At 70.1% G+C, this 14,380-nt stretch carries 17 protein-coding genes and 1 pseudogene; 11 read left to right on the top strand and 7 right to left on the bottom strand.

The window, feature by feature from the left end:
- Positions 1-79 precede the first annotated feature (79 nt).
- Positions 80-838, top strand: a complete 759-nt coding sequence (locus AB0L91_RS01630) for a TetR/AcrR family transcriptional regulator (RefSeq protein WP_365006866.1) — start codon at positions 80-82, stop codon at positions 836-838.
- Between the two features lie 94 nt (positions 839-932).
- Here AB0L91_RS01630 and AB0L91_RS01625 read toward each other — a convergent pair whose 3' ends face one another.
- Positions 933-1,127 (bottom strand): hypothetical protein, encoded by a 195-nt coding sequence (locus tag AB0L91_RS01625; RefSeq protein ID WP_029903635.1) that lies wholly within the window; start codon positions 1,125-1,127, stop codon positions 933-935.
- 404 nt (positions 1,128-1,531) lie between these two features.
- Between AB0L91_RS01625 and AB0L91_RS01620 the strand changes: the two genes are divergently transcribed.
- From AB0L91_RS01620 to AB0L91_RS01610, 3 genes are read left to right on the top strand one after another with little or no spacing between them, the layout of a single operon-like run.
- Entirely contained in the window at positions 1,532-1,903 is a 372-nt protein-coding gene (locus AB0L91_RS01620) for a DUF952 domain-containing protein (RefSeq protein WP_355277545.1), read from the top strand.
- A gap of 38 nt (positions 1,904-1,941) precedes the next feature.
- The gene (locus AB0L91_RS01615) at positions 1,942-2,424 is read left to right on the top strand and encodes a TrkA C-terminal domain-containing protein (protein ID WP_355277544.1); all 483 of its coding nucleotides are present in this window, start codon (positions 1,942-1,944) and stop codon (positions 2,422-2,424) included.
- 5 nt (positions 2,425-2,429) lie between these two features.
- The gene (locus AB0L91_RS01610; protein ID WP_365006865.1) at positions 2,430-3,608 is read left to right on the top strand and encodes a cation:proton antiporter; all 1,179 of its coding nucleotides are present in this window, start codon (positions 2,430-2,432) and stop codon (positions 3,606-3,608) included.
- On the opposite strand, the gene AB0L91_RS01605 is transcribed toward AB0L91_RS01610, so the two are convergent.
- The 3 genes and pseudogenes from AB0L91_RS01605 to ppgK form a co-directional block, all read right to left on the bottom strand.
- Complete coding sequence (locus AB0L91_RS01605) at positions 3,609-4,499, bottom strand: MHYT domain-containing protein (RefSeq protein WP_365006864.1); 891 nt, start codon at positions 4,497-4,499, stop codon at positions 3,609-3,611. It lies immediately after the preceding gene.
- A gap of 244 nt (positions 4,500-4,743) precedes the next feature.
- Positions 4,744-6,159, bottom strand: a pseudogene (locus AB0L91_RS01600) (RNA polymerase sigma factor); the annotation flags it as partial.
- A gap of 194 nt (positions 6,160-6,353) precedes the next feature.
- A complete protein-coding gene (gene ppgK, locus AB0L91_RS01595; RefSeq protein WP_355277537.1) occupies positions 6,354-7,112 on the bottom strand; it encodes a polyphosphate--glucose phosphotransferase in 759 nt (252 codons plus the stop codon).
- A 95-nt stretch (positions 7,113-7,207) separates the two neighbouring features.
- On the opposite strand from ppgK, the gene AB0L91_RS01590 reads away from it, so the two are divergent.
- The gene (locus AB0L91_RS01590; protein WP_365006863.1) at positions 7,208-8,104 is read left to right on the top strand and encodes an inositol monophosphatase family protein; all 897 of its coding nucleotides are present in this window, start codon (positions 7,208-7,210) and stop codon (positions 8,102-8,104) included.
- Between the two features lie 45 nt (positions 8,105-8,149).
- On the opposite strand, the gene cei is transcribed toward AB0L91_RS01590, so the two are convergent.
- Positions 8,150-8,833: an envelope integrity protein Cei gene (cei, locus tag AB0L91_RS01585; protein WP_355277532.1), complete on the bottom strand. Its 684-nt coding sequence runs from the start codon at positions 8,831-8,833 to the stop codon at positions 8,150-8,152.
- Between the two features lie 374 nt (positions 8,834-9,207).
- Here cei and AB0L91_RS01580 point away from each other — a divergent pair, with 374 nt between their 5' ends.
- Positions 9,208-9,510, top strand: coding sequence for a DUF4193 domain-containing protein (locus tag AB0L91_RS01580; protein WP_218716942.1), 303 nt, complete (start codon positions 9,208-9,210; stop codon positions 9,508-9,510).
- Positions 9,511-9,526: 16 nt separating this feature from the next.
- On the opposite strand, the gene AB0L91_RS01575 is transcribed toward AB0L91_RS01580, so the two are convergent.
- Complete coding sequence (locus AB0L91_RS01575) at positions 9,527-10,063, bottom strand: DUF3093 domain-containing protein (protein WP_365006862.1); 537 nt, start codon at positions 10,061-10,063, stop codon at positions 9,527-9,529.
- Between the two features lie 72 nt (positions 10,064-10,135).
- Between AB0L91_RS01575 and dut the strand changes: the two genes are divergently transcribed.
- The gene (gene dut, locus AB0L91_RS01570; protein ID WP_218716944.1) at positions 10,136-10,606 is read left to right on the top strand and encodes a dUTP diphosphatase; all 471 of its coding nucleotides are present in this window, start codon (positions 10,136-10,138) and stop codon (positions 10,604-10,606) included.
- Complete coding sequence (locus tag AB0L91_RS01565) at positions 10,606-11,517, top strand: DUF3710 domain-containing protein (protein ID WP_355277527.1); 912 nt, start codon at positions 10,606-10,608, stop codon at positions 11,515-11,517. The genes dut and AB0L91_RS01565 overlap by 1 nt, the downstream gene beginning before the upstream one ends.
- Positions 11,518-11,622: 105 nt before the next feature.
- On the opposite strand, the gene AB0L91_RS01560 is transcribed toward AB0L91_RS01565, so the two are convergent.
- On the bottom strand, positions 11,623-12,375 hold the full coding sequence (locus AB0L91_RS01560; RefSeq protein WP_365006861.1) for an alpha/beta hydrolase: 753 nt from the start codon (positions 12,373-12,375) through the stop codon (positions 11,623-11,625).
- A gap of 74 nt (positions 12,376-12,449) precedes the next feature.
- Here AB0L91_RS01560 and AB0L91_RS01555 point away from each other — a divergent pair, with 74 nt between their 5' ends.
- The 3 genes from AB0L91_RS01555 to AB0L91_RS01545 all read left to right on the top strand — a co-directional run bounded on the left by AB0L91_RS01555 (position 12,450) and on the right by AB0L91_RS01545 (position 14,348).
- Positions 12,450-12,857: an OB-fold nucleic acid binding domain-containing protein gene (locus AB0L91_RS01555; RefSeq protein ID WP_019047972.1), complete on the top strand. Its 408-nt coding sequence runs from the start codon at positions 12,450-12,452 to the stop codon at positions 12,855-12,857.
- 3 nt (positions 12,858-12,860) lie between these two features.
- Entirely contained in the window at positions 12,861-13,598 is a 738-nt protein-coding gene (locus AB0L91_RS01550) for a DUF3159 domain-containing protein (protein ID WP_365006860.1), read from the top strand.
- Between the two features lie 129 nt (positions 13,599-13,727).
- Positions 13,728-14,348 carry a sigma-70 family RNA polymerase sigma factor gene (locus AB0L91_RS01545; protein WP_355277519.1) on the top strand — a complete coding sequence of 207 codons (621 nt, stop codon included), beginning with the start codon at positions 13,728-13,730 and terminating at the stop codon, positions 14,346-14,348.
- Positions 14,349-14,380 lie beyond the last annotated feature (32 nt).

Below are 14,380 nucleotides of genomic sequence, written 5' to 3'. Positions count from 1 at the left end.
TCCTCTGATCGGGCAGCGCGAACGACCTAACAACGTACACTGTACTGAGTTTGTTCCCGACCGCCAGAAAGGACCGCGCGTGCCCACCGACGGCGACGAGTCCACCGCGCAGGCCACCCGCATCCTCGAGCTGCTGTGGCGGCACGCGCTGCCCGCCAGACCGGGCGCCCGCGGCCCGAAACCAGGGCTCACCGTCGACGCCGTGGTCGCCGCGGGCATCGCCCTGGCCGATCGCGACGGGATCGACAAGCTGACGATCCGCGCGGTCGCCGCCGACCTCGGGCTGCGCGCCATGAGTCTCTACACCTATGTGCCCAGCAAGGAGGCGCTGCTGGTGCTCATGGTCGACGCCGTCGCCGCCGACGACCCACCGATCCCGGCCGACCTGCCGATCCGCGACCGGATGATCGCGGTGGCCGCCCGGATCCGGGCCGAGCTGATCGCGCACCCCTGGCTGCTCGAGGTCTCCCCGTGGCGGCAGGTACTCGGTCCCGCCCGGATGCGCCGCTACGAAGGTCAGCTCGCCGCGATCGAGGGCATCGGGCTCGACGACCTCGCGATGGATCGCGCGATCGCGGTGCTCACCGACTTCGCCACCGGCAACGCCCGCCTCGCCATCGCGGCGGCGGGTGCGACGGCCCAGCTCAGCGACGCCGACTGGTGGAACGTGCACGGCCCCCTGCTGGCGAGGGTGATGCCCGCCGCGGAGTTCCCGCTGGCGGGCCGGGTCGGCGCGACCGTGGGCGAGCACTACCAGGCACCGGCCGATCCCGACGGCGCCTTCGCCTACGGCGTCGCGACCCTGGTCGACGGCATCCTCGCCGACGCCGCGGGCTGATCCCGGAGACAACAACAGCGGGCGTCCGGATTCCGGATCGCCCGCTGTCGGGTGTTCTGTTGTCAGATGTTGTTGTTTCGGACGCGAGGAGTGGTCAGAGGGCGGGAGCGGATTCCGTGTCGATCACGGCTTCGAGCTCGCGCAAACGGTCCATGTGTTCATTCGCGTGGTGCTGGCAGAAGAGCAACTCGCCACCCGCGGGAAGAACGGCACGCACTCGGGCAGCCGCCCCGCAACGATCGCAACGATCGACCGCGGTCAGTGGGGTGCTGGTCAGGGTTCCTGGCATGACTCCTCCGTCCCGGCTCCCGGCGCTGCGTGGCCGTTCGCCTAGGTGTGGGCCCCGTGGTCACTCCACGTGGCTCGCGTCCGCTACTTCCCAGCAGTGGTACGACTACTCTCTCAGACGTTCGGGGTTCAGGCTTTGTTCCCGGAAGTGAATCTTTGTGTTTTCGATAACACGACCTGCGGTTTCGCTGAAAGCGAACACATGCTGGTCATGCTTCCGAGCCCACGCCGACCACTCGCGGTGCCGTCGCTGCCACCTCCCACTCGCTCCCTGTCACTCATCGATATGTCGCTCGCTGCGGTGTTGCTCGTTACGTACCGGGCCGACCGCGTATCGAGGGAGTTCCGATGATCCTGTGGCAGGGTCTTGGACGTCCGATCCTGTTGTCTACCCGGAGATTACCCGTGACGTCCGACACCCACACGCTTGTTCACCTGTGTTCTTCCCAAGAATGGGCCGACGCCCGACGGGTAGGTGAACGCAGGCCGCCCTCGCTGTCGGAGAGCGGATTCGTGCATCTGTCCACGCCGGCGCAGGTCCACCTGCCCGCCAACCGGCTCTTCGCCGGACGCACCGACCTGGTGGTGCTCTGGCTCGACCCGTCCCGGTTCACCGGCGAGGTGCGCTGGGAGCCGGGGGTGCCGACCGATCCGGCCTCGATGCTGTTCCCGCACCTGTACGCGCCGCTGCCCGTCGCCGCCGTGCTCGAGGCCGTCGCGTACCTGCCCGGCCCGGACGGGCGCTTCGATACGCCTCGGCGCGGCACAGTGGCGTAGGCCACATCCGCGGTGGCGGCGCGACTACTGTGGAAGGTGTGAACGTCGACGTCACAGCGCTACCGGGAATCGGAGTGCGCAAGGATTTCGAGGTCAAGTCGGGTCGTCGGGTCGGGGTGGTCGCCCACCGCGACGGCGACATCGACCTGATCGTGTCCAAACACGACGACCCGGACGCGATCGCGGCCCAGGTGCCGCTGTCCACAGACGAGGCGTCGGTGCTGGCGAACCTGCTCGGCGCGCCGCAGCTGGTCGCCAAACTCAACGACGACCATCGCGATCTGCCGGGCATCACCACCCGCCAGCTCGCGATCCTCGACGAATCACCGTACGCGGGACGCACACTCGGTGAGACCGCCATGCGCACCCGCACCAAGACCTCGATCGTCGCGGTGATGCGCGCCGGTCAGCTGCACCCGTCGCCGGGGCCCGACTTCACCTTCACCGAGGGTGACCTGCTCGTGGTCGTCGGCACTCCGGACGGCCTCGACGCGGCCGCGAAGATCCTCGCGCACGGCTGACCGCCGTGACCTCGCAGGCCCTGGCTCTGCTCGAGCTCGGTGTGATCTTGTTCGCGCTGGGGATCTGCGGGCGGGTGGCGGCCCGGTTCGGCATGTCGCCGATCCCGCTGTATCTGCTGGGTGGTCTGGCCTTCGGGCGCGGCGGCTATCTACAGCTGGAAGCAGCCACCGAGTTCGGGCATCTGGCGAGCGAGATCGGCGTCGTGCTGCTGCTGTTGCTGCTCGGGCTCGAGTACACCGCCCCTGAACTGATGACCGGCCTGCGGCGCTCCTGGGCCGCGGGCGTGGTGGATCTGGTCGCCAACGCGCTGCCCGGCGCCGCGGTGGCGCTGATCCTCGGCTGGGGCGCGACCGGAGCCGTCGTGCTCGGCGGCGTCACCTACATCTCGTCGTCGGGGATCGTGGCCAAGGTACTCGACGACCTCGGCCGGCTCGGTAACCGCGAGACCCCGGTGGTGCTGTCGATCCTGGTGCTCGAGGACCTGGCGATGGCGGTATACCTGCCGATCCTGACCATGATGCTGGCCGGGCTGAGCCTGCTGAGCGGGCTGGTGTCGCTGGCCGTCGCGCTGGCCACCATCTCGGTGGTGCTGGTGGTGGCGCTGCGGTTCGGCCGGGTGGTCTCGGCCGTGCTCGACAGCGCCGACCGCGAGGTGTTCCTGCTGCAACTGCTCGGTGCCGCGCTGCTGGTGGCGGGCGCGGCCTCGGCGCTGAACGTCTCGGCCGCGGTCGGCGCGTTCCTGCTCGGCATCGCGATCTCCGGGTCCACCGCGCACGAGGCGGCGAAGCTGCTCGAGCCGCTGCGCGATCTGTTCGCCGCGATCTTCTTCGTCGCCTTCGGGCTGTCCATCGATCCGGCCGCGATCCCGCCGGTGTTCGGCTGGGCGGTGGTGCTGGCGGTGGTCACCGCGGGCACCAAGATGGCGGTCGGCTGGTGGGCGGCGAGCAGGCAGGGGATCCGCCGGATGGGCCGGGCCAGGGCGGGCGCCGCGCTGGTGGCGCGCGGTGAGTTCTCCATCGTCATCGCCGGGCTGGCGGTCACCTCCGGCAAGGTCGATCCCCGGCTGGCCGCGCTCGCCTCCGGCTACGTGCTGCTGATGGCGATCCTCGGGCCGATCGCGGCCAGGATCGTCGAGCCGGTCGTCGAATTCACCCGGCGCCGTGCGGGTCTGGCGCCGAGCTGATCAGTCCACCACCCGGCGCGGCCAGGCGCCGACGCCGTCGTAGACCAGTTCCTCGGTGTGGTGTTCCACGTAGGGATGCGGCGGCATCGGCGGCACCGGCGCGACGTCCCGCTGCGGGCGGGATCTGGGCCCGCGCCGGGAGGTCAGCCACATCCGCGGCAGCGCCTCCTCGTTCTCGATCTCGGTGAGGCTCACGCTGATCAGCACCAGCATGGTGACGATGCTGCTCACCCCGATCAGCGGGGCCAGCAGGTCCATCGCGCCCGAGCCCGCCGGCGGTGCCGCGTGGTGATCGGAGTGGGCGTGCATGGCGGCCATGCCGGTGTAGTGCATGCCGCAGACCGCGACGCCCATGATGATGGCCGCGCCGACCGTCGCCAGAAAACCCTTGACGCGCAAGGTGAACCAGAGCGCGACGATCGAGGCGACCACCGCGATCACCATCGACAGCGCGACGATCTTCGCGTCGTAGCTGACCGTCGCCGTCGACTTCATCGCGTACATACCGGTGTAGTGCATGGTGCCGACGCCGAGCCCGGTGATCGTCCCGCCCGCCAGCAGCGAGCGCAGCGTGGGCTGGGGCTTGTTGACCATGAACAGCCCGATCCCGACGACGACCATCGCGGTGAGCGCGCTGAACAGCGTCAGCGGAATGTCGAAGCGGATCTCCGCGCCGCGGATCGAGAAGCCGAGCATCGCGATGAAATGCATGACCCAGATGCCGGTTCCGCCGATCGCGATCGCGGCGCCGACCAGCCAGCTGACCCGCCCCTCCACCGCGTTGCGGCCGCGGGCCGCGCACTGCAGGCCGAGCAGACATCCGGTGACGGACATGAAATACGCGAGAACGGGAGTGATCCACCCGTAGCTGAAGTGATAAATGTCGAGCACGCCGCGAAAACCCTCAATGCCAAGTACCGCGAACCGGCGGCGGTAGAACGAAAAACTGGATGTGACGATACGGCGAAGATCGCGAATCCGTGTCGTTCACAGCGCAATCCGGCACTGTGGGTTTGGTCACGAAAAGGTTACCGAGTTCGGTTTATTGGGAATACCGACCGATCGGAATGTGCATTCGGAAACAAAAAGCCCGTGCCCATCCGAAGATGGACACGGGCCTCCGTGTCGAAACGCGCTAGTCGAGGTAGTCGCGCAGCACCTGCGACCGGCTCGGGTGGCGCAGCTTGCTCATCGTCTTCGACTCGATCTGACGGATGCGCTCGCGCGTCACGCCGTAGACCTGGCCGATCTCGTCGAGGGTGCGCGGCTGGCCGTCGGTGAGGCCGAAGCGCAACCGCACCACGCCCGCCTCACGCTCGGACAGCGTCTCCAGCACCGACTGCAGCTGATCCTGCAGCAGGGTGAAGCTCACCGCGTCGACCGCGACGACGGCCTCGGAGTCCTCGATGAAGTCGCCGAGCTGGCTGTCGCCCTCGTCGCCGATGGTCTGGTCCAGCGAGATCGGCTCACGCGCGTACTGCTGGATCTCCAGCACCTTCTCCGGCGTGATGTCCATTTCCTTGGCCAGCTCCTCCGGGGTGGGCTCACGGCCCAGGTCCTGGAGCAGCTCGCGCTGGATGCGGCCGAGCTTGTTGATGACCTCGACCATGTGCACCGGGATACGGATGGTGCGGGCCTGGTCGGCCATGGCGCGGGTGATGGCCTGGCGGATCCACCACGTCGCGTAGGTCGAGAACTTGTAACCCTTGGTGTAGTCGAACTTTTCGACCGCGCGGATCAGGCCGAGGTTGCCCTCCTGGATCAGGTCCAGGAACGCCATGCCGCGACCGGTGTAGCGCTTGGCCAGCGAGACCACCAGGCGGAGGTTGGCCTCGAGCAGGTGGTTCTTGGCCCGGTTGCCGTCGCGCACGATCCAGTTGAAATCGCGGCGGGTGGTCACCGACAGCTTCTCGCCCGCCTCGGCGAACTCGCGCATCTTCTCCGCGGCGAACAGGCCGGCCTCGATCCGCTTGGCGAGTTCGACCTCCTCCTCCGCGTTCAGCAGCGCGACCTTGCCGATCTGCTTGAGGTAGGCGCGCACCGAGTCGGCGGACGCGGTGAGCTCGGCGTCCTTGCGCGCCTGACGCAGCGCCTCGGACTCCTCCTCGTCCCACACGAAATCGCCGGAGGCCTTGTCCTTCTCGGACGGCTCCTCGGTCTCGGCTTCCTCGGTGGTGTCCTCGGCCACCTCTTCGACCAGGGCGTCACCGTCGGTGAGCTCGTCCTCGGAGACCTCCAGGTCGCCGAGATCGTCGAGCTCGATCGACTCGTCGTCGAGCTGTTCCTCGCCACCCTCGGCCGCCGTCGCCTTCTTGGCGGCGGCCTTCTTGGCGGGCGCCTTCTTGGCGGCAGCCTTCTTGGCCGGAGCCTTCTTGGCGACGGCCTTCTTCGCCGGGGCCTTCTTGGCAGCGGCCTTCTTGGCCGGGGCCTTCTTGGCCGGGGTGGTGGCGTCGGCGTCGGCGTCGGCCGAGTCGGCGGTCTGACGGGTATTCGTGGCTACCACGTACGCCCTTTCGTGACGGTCTCGTGCGGCGTCACGCCAGAGTGGTTTTCCGGCGGAGCGGTCGGTCGGGTTGCACCGGCGGTGCGTCGGTCGGGTGGAGCCGGTCTGTGCACCGGTCCGCGCGACCGGCCGCGGCCGGAAGGTTTCACCGGCTCACCGCCGGACGTGTTCCATTGTAACGATCCAACCAGGGTACTCATGGCACGATGCCACCCAGGCGTTGCGCCGACCTCCGCGCCGGGCTACGGCGCGATGCCCTTGTCGATGGCCATGGCCGCGCCGACGATACCCGCGGTGTTCTTCAACACGGCCGGGATCACCGGAGTTCGGTTGGTGAGCAACGGTATCCACTGCTCGTGGTCGCGGCTGATGCCGCCACCGGCCACGATGACCTTCGGCCAGAACAGGTCCTCGAGGTGCCGCAACACGGTGCTCACCCGCTCGGCCCACTGCGGGTAGCTGAGCTCCTCGCGGTCCTTGACCGACGCCGCGGCCAGGTGCTCGGCCTCGTCGCCGGCGACCACCAGGTGGCCCAGCTCGGAGTTGGGCACCAGGGTGCCGTCGTAGAGCAGCGCCGAGCCGATCCCGGTGCCGAAGGTGAGCAGCAGCGTCAGCCCGTCGAGCTCGCCGGCGGCGCCGTAGCTGTCCTCGGCCAGCCCGGCCGCGTCGGCGTCGTTGAGCACGGTCACCGCGCGCCCGCCCAGCGCCTTCGAGAACAGCTCGCGCGCGTCGGTGCCGATCCACGCGTGGTCGATGTTGGCGGCGGTCCTGGCGTGGCCGTCGAGCACCACGCAGGGCAGGGTGATCCCGACCGGGCCGTCCCAGTCCGCCAGCGCGACCAGTTCGGCCACCGCGGCCGCGACGGCGTCCGGCGTGGCCGGCTGTGGCGTGGCGATCTTGAGGCGCTCGTGGGTCAGCGTGCCGGTCGCCAGGTCGACCACGGCGCCCTTCACCCCGCTACCGCCGATATCGATGCCGAATGCGTGCCCCCGAGCGGACATGGATCAACCCCTTGCTGACGCGCCGATGTGCCTGACAAAGAGTAGCGGTAGTCACCCTGCGCGCGAGGCGTCGCCACATGTGATCCGATGGAGTCGTGCCCGAACCCATCGTGTCCGAGACCGTCCTCGCCCCGACCGCCGCCGACCACGAGGAGTTGCGGCTGCTGGCCGTCGAACTCGCCGAGGCGGCGGCCGCGCACGTGCGTGCCCGCAGACCCGAGGTGTTCGCCGCCGACGGCCCCGTCGAGGGCGCCGTGGCGACCAAGGGTCACATCACCGATCCGGTCACCGTCGTCGACACCGAATCCGAGCAGCTGATCCGCGCGCTGCTGGCCGAGCGCAGGCCCGCCGACGCGATCCTGGGCGAGGAGGGCGGCGGCGATGTCGGCGCCACGGCGCCGGGGGCGATCACCTGGGTCGTCGACCCGATCGACGGCACCGTGAACTTCCTCTACGGCCTGCCCGGCTACGCGGTCTCGGTGGCCGCGGTGCGCGACGGTGAACCGGTCGCGGGCGCGGTCGTCGACGTGGCCGCGGCGACCACCTACAGCGCCGCGCGCGGGGCCGGCTCCTACGCCGTGCGCGCCGACGGCACCCGCGTGAAACTGGCGTGCGCGCAGGAGGATTCGCTGACGGTGGCGCTCGTCGGCACCGGCTTCGCCTACGGCAGGCAGCGGCGCGCGGCGCAGGCGCGTTTCCTCACCGAGGTGCTCCCGGAGATCCGCGACATCCGCAGGCTCGGTGCCGCCGCCATGGACCTGTGTCACGTCGCGTCCGGCGAACTCGACGCCTACTACGAGCACGGGCTCAACGCCTGGGACTGGGCCGCGGGCGCGCTGATCGCCGCCGAGGCCGGTGCCGTGGTGCACGTCCCCGACGTCACCGTCGGTGGCGCCGCGGGGGAGCTGACGATCGTGTCCGCGCCGGGCGTGGCGACCGAGCTGACCGCCCTGCTCACCCGGGTCGGCGCGACGACCGCCCTGCCCGACTGACGCGCACGCGCCGCGGGGCTGCGGACCCGCGGCGCGTGGCGCGGCTCAGCACTTGACGGTGCGGGCGGCGTCCAGGAGTTCGGGATCGATGGAGGACGAGCTGGCGCCGGGCGCGAGGTTCTTCAGCGACCGCAGCACCTCCTCGGCGTCGGCGCCGGGGCGCAGCGATTCGCCGAAGGCCAGGCCGAGCACCAGGTCGACGGTGTCGTCGGTGCGCGGATCCTCGATCAGCTCGGCGCAGGGCGCGACCAGCTGCACGGACGCGGCGGCGGGCCGCCCGTTGACGCCGTAGCGGATCTGACCGGTGCAATTGAGGTCGCCGCTGACGTAGACCGGATCGTTACCGACCTGTGTCCCCGGCGCGCCCGCGAACCCGAGGTCGCCCAGCGCGGCCGCGATATGACCCGCCTGGCCGCTCTTGCCGTTGGCGTTGAAGACGCGCACCTTCGACTCCGAGAGGGCCGCGGGATCGACGTCGTCGAGCCGGGACGGGTTCATCCGGGTGCCCAGCGCGGCGGGCTGGGCCGCGTTGGTGGCCGTCGGCGTGCTCGGTGCGTTGCAGGCCATCGGCTCGTTGCTGTCGTCATGGGTCCGAAACGCCGTGATCCAGACGAACAGGCTCACCAGAGCCAGCACGAGGACGAGCGCGAGCCAGAGCTCGGGCCGCCGTCGCGGGAAGGGTTTGCCGTCGCGATCGGTCGCGCTGCCTTCGGTGATCAGTGAAACCACGCGCTCACTCTACGAGTCCGGTGGCGATGCGCGAGTGCGGGAGGTCTCGGCGAGTTTCCCGCCAGGTGAAGATTCGTCGTCGGTTTCGACTCGGCCGGGTTTTGATTGCGACATTTGTCCGTAGGTCCGCTATTGTCTGGCCGCCCAGATCGAATAATCACCGGTGAAACGGTGGTCGGTCGCGGGAACAACAAGGGCATGTCCTGCGTTAACCGAACGCTGTCGGAGTCATCGATCCTCGATCGACGCTGATAGGCGGCCGGTGTACGTGTGAGGTGCACCACCGGCGGGGCGGTACGAACGCCGGACCCCAGTGGGGTACGGCCATCGAACCGATCCGGGATATACGGAGTAAGGACTGAGGGGAAGACGACATGGCAACCGACTATGACGCACCGCGGCGCACCGAATCCGACGAAGTGTCGGAGGATTCGCTCGAGGAGCTGAAGGCCCGCCGCAACGAGGCGCAGTCCGCCGTCGTGGACATCGACGAGTCCGATACGGCGGAATCGTTCGAGCTTCCCGGCGCGGACCTGTCCGACGAGGTACTCAGCGTTCGGGTGGTCCCGAAGCAGGCCGACGAGTTCACCTGTTCGAGCTGCTTCCTCGTGCACCACCGCAGCCGACTGGCCAGCGAGAAGGGCGGCCAGCTGATCTGCATGGACTGCGCCGCCTGACGCGACGCGAGACGGGTCAGCCCGCGCTCGGGAGCCCGAGCGCGGCCAAGACCCGGTCCGGCCTGCGCGTACTGATCAACCAGTACGGCGTCGGGTCGTCCGGGTCGTCCAGAACGAGCAGCGCCATCGGGCCGATCCAGGCCCGATGCTGCACATACGCGGCGGGGTCGAGCTGTCGGCCCAGCGCCGCACTCTTGGCCGTCGGTGCGACGGCCGCGGCGCGCGCGACGAAGCTCACCGGCAGGTGGGCGCGGTCGACGCGCAGTTCCGCCGTACCGTCGGACGCGACGGTGACCTCGAGGCGATGCCGCGACATCCACAGCAGGATCCAGACCGGGATCGGCGCCAGCGCGACGTAGGGCAGCCAGGCCCGCAGGCCCGGCGCGCCCATGTGGATCTCGGCGGCCAGCAGGCCCGCGATGGCGAACCCGATCGGCCACCACCACAGCGGCACCCAGAGGCGTTCGCGATAGGGCGAGGCACCGTGTCCCGAGGACGCTGAGCGCTCGGTGTCGGCGGTATCGGTGGTCGGCGAATGGGGCTGGTCGGGCACCCCTCAACACTAGGTCACCGCACCAGGGCGGCGACGAGAAGGTCCGGGGCCGACCGCGTAGGCTCGACCGATGTGAACGCACTTGCACCGATTCCGCTGCGGCGGCTCGATCCCGGCATCCCCGTGCCGACGCGTGCCCATCCGGGTGACGCGGGCGTCGATCTCTGTACCACCGAGGACGTGATCATCGAACCGGGCGAGCGGGTGCTGGTCGGCACCGGGATCGCGATCGCGCTGCCGGTCGGCACGGTCGGGTTGATCCATCCCCGGTCCGGGCTGGCCGCGAAGGCGGGATTGTCCGTGGTCAACACCCCCGGCACGGTGGACGCGGGCTATCGCGGTGAGATCAAGGTGTGCCTGATCAACCACGATCCCCGCACGGCGATCGAGCTGCGGCGCGGCGATCGCATCGCGCAGTTGCTGGTGCAGCGGGTCGAGCTGGTCGACTTCGCCGAGGTCGACGATCTCGACGAGACCGCGCGCGGCACCGGCGGATACGGGTCGAGCGGCGGGCATGCCAGCCTGGCCGGCGAGGAGGCGTAATGGGTCTGTTCGGGAAGAAGAAGCGCGCGCCCCGCGAGGACGCGGCCTACGACGACGCGGAGTACGCGGACGCCGACGACTACACCGATGCCGACGGCTTCGACGAGTTCGAGGACGAGTACGACACCGACGAGTTCCAGCGCCCCGACTTCGCGCACCTGGACTTCGACGACGCCCCGACCGACGAGCGCATCTACGGCAACTTCGACCACGAGCCGGATGCCGCCGCAGGCCCGTACGACATCAGCGAGGTGTCCGACGAGATGGTCGCGCGCCGCCTCGATCTGGGGTCGGTGGTCATTCCCGTCCCGGCGGGCGGGCAGTTGCAGGTCGAGATGAGCCCCGACGGCACCCCGCAGGCGGTGCACCTGGCCACCGAGCACGGCAGGCTCACCGTCGCCGCCTACGCGGCGCCGAAGTCGGCCGGGCAGTGGCGCACGGTCGCCGCCGATCTGGCCGAGTCGCTGCGCGGTGACGGCGCGAGCGTCGCCGTGGAGAAGGGGCCGTGGGGCCGCGAGGTCAAGGCCATCACCGAGGGCGCCGACCTGAGGTTCATCGGTGTCGACGGACCGCGCTGGATGATCCGCCTGGTCGCCGCCGGTCCGTCCGGCGCGGTCGACGAGCGCAGCCCGCTGATCACCGCCGCCCGTGCCGTCCTGGCCGATGCCGTGGTGCGGCGCGGTGACGAGCCGCTGCCGGTGCGCGATCCGCTCCCGGTGGTGCTGCCGCAGGAACTGGCCGAACAGCTGGCCGCCGCCCATCAGCAGCAGGTGCTCGCCCAGCAGCAGGCGCTGGCCGCCCAGGCCGCCGCCGCGCAGGCCGCGCCCGCTTCGGCGCTGCCGCCCAAGATGCCCGACGAGCCGCGGCGCGGTGCCGACGGGTCGGCCATGCAGCAGCTCGGCCTGAACTAGCGGCCGGCCCGCCTCTCCATGACTTCTGCCGGTCGTGGGGAGGTAGTCGGCTGCCGACCGGGCCGGCGGTCCGGGGTGGGTGGCGTGCTGGACGTGCCCGGCGAGTTACCCGTGTGCTCGCGAAATCAGTTGTCCCGCAGAGTGGGCGCCGAATCGGCCGATCGCGTCCAGTTCGGCGAAGCCCGCGTGTCCGAGTACCGCTGGATCGGCACCGAGCTCGTCCAGGGTCACTCGACGCAGCCGCGCCTGTGGCAGCGTCGCGGCCCACTGTTCGGCCACGGCGATCGGGTGGATCGGGTCGTCGCTCGCGCCGACCACGGCGACCGGCACACGGGTGTCCGCCAGCCGTTCGAGTGTCGGCCAGGCGTAGGCGGCCGCCTCGTCGAGCGCGCGCGGCAGGTGCGGCCACTGGCCGCGCCAGGACTGGGTGAGCGCGTCGGCCAGCCAGGCCGGGCTGGAGGCGCGCATCCGCTCGATCACCGCGTCCAGTCCGTCGGCGCGCAGTTGCTCGGCGGTAACCGACGCGCTGAGCGCGGCCGGGCAGGCGGCGGTTTCGGCACCCGTCCAGGCGGGTAATGCCGTGATGACACCGACCACCGCGGTCGGCTGCCCGGCTGCCCAGTCGAGCGCGATCGCGGCGCCGAGGGAGATCCCTGCGGCCAGGACGGGGCCGCGGGCCGCGGCGGCACCCAAAGCCGCGGTACAGCTCGCGATCACGGCCTGGGGGTCCGGTTCGACGGCCTGGAACGCCAGTCCGTGCGCGGCCGCTGCCGGTCCGAACGCACGGGCGGCGAAATCGGCGTCGGAACCGGTTCCGGGCAGGGCGACCACGGTGACCTGGGATGGGGAGCGCAACACGGACCGAGCGTAGCGGCCGATCGTTTGCCCATCTACAGTGGCGGTGTACGGCCAACTAGCGGGAGAAGCGTGCCATGTCGTCATCCACGGGCGGACACAAGTCGGGATCGGGTCCGGACTCGGGATATTTTCGTCGACTCGGTCGCCGTTTGACCGCGGATATCGACCAGCTCGACGCCGAGGAACTGGCGGAGACGGCCGATGCCTCCGGTGCCCGGCGCGCGGTGGATTGTTGTCGCGGTGAGGAAGCCACCATCCTGGGCCGACTCCGCAGCGTCGAGGCGTGTCCCAAGGCCGCGGGCGCGACCGTGCAGGCCGAGTTCTTCGACGGCACCGACGCGATCACTCTGGTCTGGATCGGCCGCAGGCGGATCCCCGGTATCGAGCCGGGCCGGCGGATCCTGGTCCGTGGTCGCGTCGGCGACCGCGACGGCCGCAAGGTGATCTTCAACCCCTACTACGAATTGCGCGGGAACAGCTGACGTATGCCCTCCAGCGACGAGTACCGCATCGAGGCGGACCCCGAGCCCACCGTGGCGCTGCCGGTGGCGACCGATGAGCCGGTCGACCCCGCGGTGGACGCCGAGGTCGAGCAGGCCGAACAGACGCTGCTCGAGCAGCTCGGCGGCATCAGCGGCCTGATCTACTCCACCCTGCCCGTGCTGGTGTTCGTCCCGGTGAACACCTTCGCCGGACTCACCGCGGCCATCTGGGCCGCCCTCGGCGTCGCCGCGGGCGTGCTGGGGTGGCGGCTGTACAAGCACAGCCCCGTGCAGCCCGCGATCTCGGGCTTCCTCGGCGTCGGCGTGTGCGCGTTCATCGCCTACCGGATGGGCGAGGCCAAGGGATTCTTCCTGTTCGGCATCTACACCAGCCTCGTGTACGGCGGGGTGTTCGCGCTGTCGATCCTGTTCCGCCGGCCGCTGGTCGGGGTGATCTGGGGCGCGCTCAACGGGCACGGCACCGGCTGGCGGGCCGATCGGCGCATCCGCAGGCTCTACGACCTGGCCACCGTCGTGTGGGTGGTCGTCTTCGGCGCCCGCTACCTGGTGCAGTCCCAGCTCTACGACACCGACCACACCACCTGGCTGGCCGTGGCCAGGATCGGCATGGGCTGGCCGCTGACCGCGGTGGCCCTGGTGGTCACCGTGTGGGCGGTGCGCCGGGCCGGCCACCTGCCGATCGAGAAATCCGGCGCCGGAACGGATTCCGCCCGCGCCTGAGGCGTGACCGGCCCCACTTTCGGAGGTGGGGAAGTACCCACCCTGGGGTGCCTGGTAGCACCGTCGAGTTCGTCGCACGATCAATGCGTACCGAAAAACGCAGTGATCGTGAAAGGACCGGCGACCATGATGGCTACCGAGCATCGCCCCGACGTCTCGAAGAAGTCGAACGCCTCCGTGCTGTCGGAGAGCAAGCGCATCGGAGCCGAGCTGGACGCGCTGATCGGCCCCGCCGCGGCCGGTGATCGCGATGCCGTCGCCGAGATCGTGCGCCTGGTGCACCCGCTGGTCCGGCGCTACTGCTCGGCCCGGATGGGCGCCACCGGGCATCTCACCGTCACCGCCGACGACGTCACCCAGGAAGTGCTGATGGCCACCGTGACGGCCATCCCGCGCTACCGCGATCAGGGCAAGTCGTTCCTGGCCTTCGTCTACGGGATCGCCGCCAACAAGGTTTCCGACGCGTTCCGCCGCGCCAAGCACACCGCCTACCCGATGGCCGAACTGCCCGATGCCGCGTGCGGCGCCGCGGGCCCGGAGGAGTGGGCGCTGGCGCTGGAGCGCCGCGCGGCCACCCGCGACCTCATGCAGGTGCTCGCGCCCAACCACCGCGAGGTGCTGGTGATGCGGATCGTGCTCGGCTGGAGCGCGGCCCAGACCGCCGAGGCCATCGGCACCAGCCCCGGCGTCGTGCGGGTGATGCAGCACCGCGCGCTCAACAAGCTGCGCGCGGAGCTGAAGGTCGCCTGAATCGTCCGCGCCGCCCGCGCGTCGGGAACCGT

Source organism: Nocardia sp. NPDC051833 (genome assembly GCF_040681225.1).
Classification (GTDB): Bacteria; Actinomycetota; Actinomycetes; order Mycobacteriales; family Mycobacteriaceae; genus Nocardia.
This window is presented reverse-complemented; position numbering and strand designations above follow the sequence as displayed.